At 46.6% G+C, this 3,814-nt stretch carries 4 protein-coding genes; all 4 read right to left on the reverse strand.

Features of this window, described 5'->3' with window-relative positions; genetic code table 11:
* The coding region (locus B4K20_RS03075) for a Mur ligase domain-containing protein (RefSeq protein ID WP_289281842.1) at positions 1–183 on the reverse strand (183 nt) is incomplete at its 3' end.
* Positions 176–1,252, reverse strand: coding sequence for an undecaprenyldiphospho-muramoylpentapeptide beta-N-acetylglucosaminyltransferase (gene murG, locus B4K20_RS03080; protein WP_289281843.1), 1,077 nt, complete (start codon positions 1,250–1,252; stop codon positions 176–178). The genes B4K20_RS03075 and murG, both read right to left, overlap by 8 nt.
* Complete coding sequence (gene ftsW, locus B4K20_RS03085) at positions 1,249–2,388, reverse strand: putative lipid II flippase FtsW (protein ID WP_289281844.1); 1,140 nt, start codon at positions 2,386–2,388, stop codon at positions 1,249–1,251. The genes murG and ftsW overlap by 4 nt, the downstream gene beginning before the upstream one ends.
* Complete coding sequence (gene murD / locus B4K20_RS03090) at positions 2,385–3,740, reverse strand: UDP-N-acetylmuramoyl-L-alanine--D-glutamate ligase (protein ID WP_289281888.1); 1,356 nt, start codon at positions 3,738–3,740, stop codon at positions 2,385–2,387. Before murD ends, ftsW begins: the two co-directional genes overlap by 4 nt.
* Positions 3,741–3,814 lie beyond the last annotated feature (74 nt).

Genomic DNA, 3,814 nt, shown 5'->3' on the forward strand with positions numbered 1-3,814 from the left:
CATAATGGTCGCACCCAGACTACGAAGATGCTTGATCAAGCTGTTCTCAGCTAAATCACTACCACTAACTTGATAACCCAAGTTCAATAATACTTCTGCGATACCGCCCATACCCACGCCACCAATACCGATGAAGTGGATATGCTTAACGCGGCTCTGCATGGCTGAGGTCAGTCTATCCATTGGCAGCCTCCATACAAATATCAGCGATATGCGCTGCTGTGCCCATTTTTGCGACTTGTCTTGCCGCATTTGCCATGTTTAATAACCCTTCTCTGTCTCCATCAAGTCGACGGACCGTATTCGCTATCACATCAGCATCTAAATGTTGATCTGCCATTAAAATTGCTGCATTCGCATCCACTAAGACCGCAGCATTATGGGTCTGATGATCATCCACGGCATATGGATAAGGCACTAAAATTGATGCAATACCGGCCGCAGCGACTTCTGCCACAGTCAGTGCGCCAGCTCGGCATATCACTAAATCAGCCCAGGCATATGCCGCTGCCATATCCTCAATAAACTCTTTAACATCAGCCTTAACACCAGCGTCTTTATATGATCGGCGGCAATCATCACTATGTTTGCTACCACACTGATGGATAACTTCAGGACGGTGGTCAGCGGATATCTTAGCTAAGGCTTGCGGCACGAATGTATTCAATGACCGTGCGCCCAGGCTTCCGCCCAGGACCAATAGATTTAATCGACCTGATTTTTCTGTCTGACGAAGGTGTGGCATTGGTAAATCTTCAATCGTTTTCCTCACCGGATTACCAACCCACTCTGCATCGATTTTTTTATCAAAACTGTCAGGGAAACCTGTTAGCACTTTGTCTGCTAATTTTGCTAATAAACGGTTCGTCAGACCTGGAATCGCATTTTGCTCATGAATAATTAATGGTTTTCCCATCAACCATGCTGCAAATCCACCAGGACCAGAGGCAAAACCACCCAGCCCCATCACTACATCAGGTTTTAATTGACGAATGAGTGAGCCCGCTTCCAGTACCGCTTTGACGACTTTAAATGGCGCTATTAACCAACCAAGCACACCGTTCCCGCGTAAGCCTTTGACTTTAATTTCTGATAATAGATAGCCAGCTGCAGGCACTAATTTCGCTTCAATACCATGAGCGGTACCAATCCACGAAACTTCAACATCTCTCAGACGTAACTCCTCTGCCACCGCAAGTGCAGGGAAGACATGTCCACCGGTACCACCCGCCATAATCATGACTCTTTTCATCGTCTGATCCTCGCTGAGGCTTTTTCAGGTATTCGTGTTTCCATATCGACACGGAATAACAGTGCAATCGCCGCACACACAATCACCAAACTACTGCCGCCATAACTCATTAATGGCAAAGTCAGACCTTTTGTCGGAAGCGCCCCCATGTTCACACCAATATTGACGCAAGCCTGTAACCCCAACCAAATGCCGATGCCATAAGCGATCTGTGCACCAAATACTTGTCCAGCCTGCTCTGCAGCACGTCCGATCGCCAGAGCTCGCCAGATAAAGACGAAGAACAACACAATGACCGTCAGTGCACCAATCAGTCCCAGTTCTTCTGCAATAATCGAATACAGAAAGTCGGTATGCGCCTCAGGTAAATAAAATAACTTCTGCATACTGCTACCAAGGCCCACACCGAACCAATCGCCACGACCAAAGGCAATTAGTGCCTGTGTTAACTGAAAACCACTACCAAATGGGTCAGCCCAAGGGTCCATAAAACTCTGTAAACGTTCCAGACGGTATGGTGCAATCCAGACCAGCATCGCAAATAGCAGCCCCATCACACCAATCAATGTCGCAAACACATCTAATCTGGCACCACCTAAAAACAGCATGGCAAGCACGGTTGACATGATCACCACCATCGATCCCATATCAGGTTGTAATAACAGCAATAAGGCTGCTACACCTAACAGGGTCAGTGGCGCTAAGACTTTTAAAAATGAGACGTGCAGCTGTCCATGGTGACGTTGCAAGTAATCAGCAATGTAGATAATGGCAAACAGCTTAATCAGCTCTGCTACTTGTAAATTGACAGGGCCAAGAGGTAACCAGCGTGAGCTGCCATTGACTTCACGTCCGACGCCTGGAATGAGCACCATAATTAGCATTGCCACACCAGCCATCAGCAATTGTGGGGCAATACGTTGCCAAACGGCTAATCTGACAGAAATAAATCCCCAGGCAATGACTATACCCACTGCTGCAAAGGCAAACTGGCGTATGAAAAAGTATAGAGGTTGCTCAAGACGACTATCTGCAACAGTAATCGACGCAGAACACACCATCACAAGACCGATAAACAGCAATGCGCCGGTTGAAAACAACAAGCTTTTATCAAATTGCAGTGAAGACTCACTCATGCTGCAATCTCCCTAACGGCTTGTTCGAAACAATTTCCACGTTCAACATAGCTACTGAACATATCGAAACTGGCACAGGCAGGAGACAATAAAACATTGTCGCCTTCCAACGCGATTTGTTGTGCAATTTTCACAGCATCAGCCATATCTTTTGCTTGAAGCTGATCAACACCAGTCGGAATGACTTGGGCGATTTTATCGGCATCTAATCCCAGCAGAATAACTGCCTTCACTGAGGCTTTGAGTGATGGTGTCAGTTCCGAAAAATCCTGTTCTTTTCCGACGCCACCAGCAATGAGAATAATTCTGCCATTACTTGCCAAACCATTAATGGCGGCAACTGATGCCCCCACATTGGTTGCTTTAGAATCATTAAACCAACGCACACCATTCAATTGTCTGACGAGACGACAACGATGTGGTAGGCCTTTATATTCTCGAATGGCTGACAACATGGATGACATGGGTAGTGCCATCGCTGAGCCCAGTGCCAGCGCTGCCAACGCATTGGCAATATTATGCATACCAACGATTTTCATCTGATCGATGGGTAATAAGGGATATTCGCCCTCAGCTAGCCATGTTTGCCCTTCTGTTTCTAATAAACCGAAGTCGACGCCTTGTGACTCATGAAGACTAAAACCGATAATGTTTCGGCCAGGCTGGCTCATGCTGTTCACAATCGGGTCATCCCGATTAATCACCATGACACCATCACCGTTAAAGATGGTTTGCTTAGCGCATTGATAAGACTCTACGGAGTCATATCTGTCCATGTGATCCGGACTGACATTCAACACAACAGCAGCAAAAGCATTCAATGAACGCACAGTTTCTAGCTGGAAACTGGATAGTTCAAGAATATAGAAATCGGGAGCGGACTCTTCTAACAGATCTAAAGCGGGTGTTCCTAAATTCCCCCCTGCTCTGACTGTTTTCCCTGACACTTGTGCCATCAGGGCCAAAAGCGTGGTGACCGTGCTTTTACCATTTGAACCCGTAATCGCCACGATAGGCGCATCAGCATAGCGAGCAAACAACTCAATATCACCCACAATCTCAATGCCTGCCTGACGTGCAATTTCAATTTCAGGAAGACGCGGATCGACTCCAGGACTCAAAACAATCAGATCTGCTTTTAAGATCCAGTCCTGATCCAGCCCGCCGGTTTTAATCAATACTTGTGGATACGCATTTTTCACATCCTGAACAGAAGGTGGATTCTCACGGGTATCCATGATGGCAATACCTAGCGCTCTATTGGCTAAAAATCGAGCGCACGAAAGTCCTGTCTGACCCAGACCGATAATCAGGCAATTTTTATGTGAAAGACTATTCATGCCGTATGTCATCGTATTTTCAACGTTGCTAGACCAATCAACACCAGAAAGACTGTCACAATCCAGAACCGGACGATTATGCGAGG

It is taken from the genome of Methylophaga sp. UBA5088, from assembly GCF_002414625.1.
Taxonomy (GTDB): Bacteria; Pseudomonadota; Gammaproteobacteria; order Nitrosococcales; family Methylophagaceae; genus Methylophaga; species Methylophaga marina.

Excerpts from the sequence above, each read along its gene's own strand:
- murG (WP_289281843.1), bottom strand. The coding sequence starts at position 1,252 with ATGAAAAGAGTCATGATTATGGCGGGTGGTACCGGTGGACATGTCTTC.
- ftsW (WP_289281844.1), bottom strand. The coding sequence starts at position 2,388 with ATGAGTGAGTCTTCACTGCAATTTGATAAAAGCTTGTTGTTTTCAACC.
- murD (WP_289281888.1), bottom strand. The coding sequence starts at position 3,740 with ATGACATACGGCATGAATAGTCTTTCACATAAAAATTGCCTGATTATC.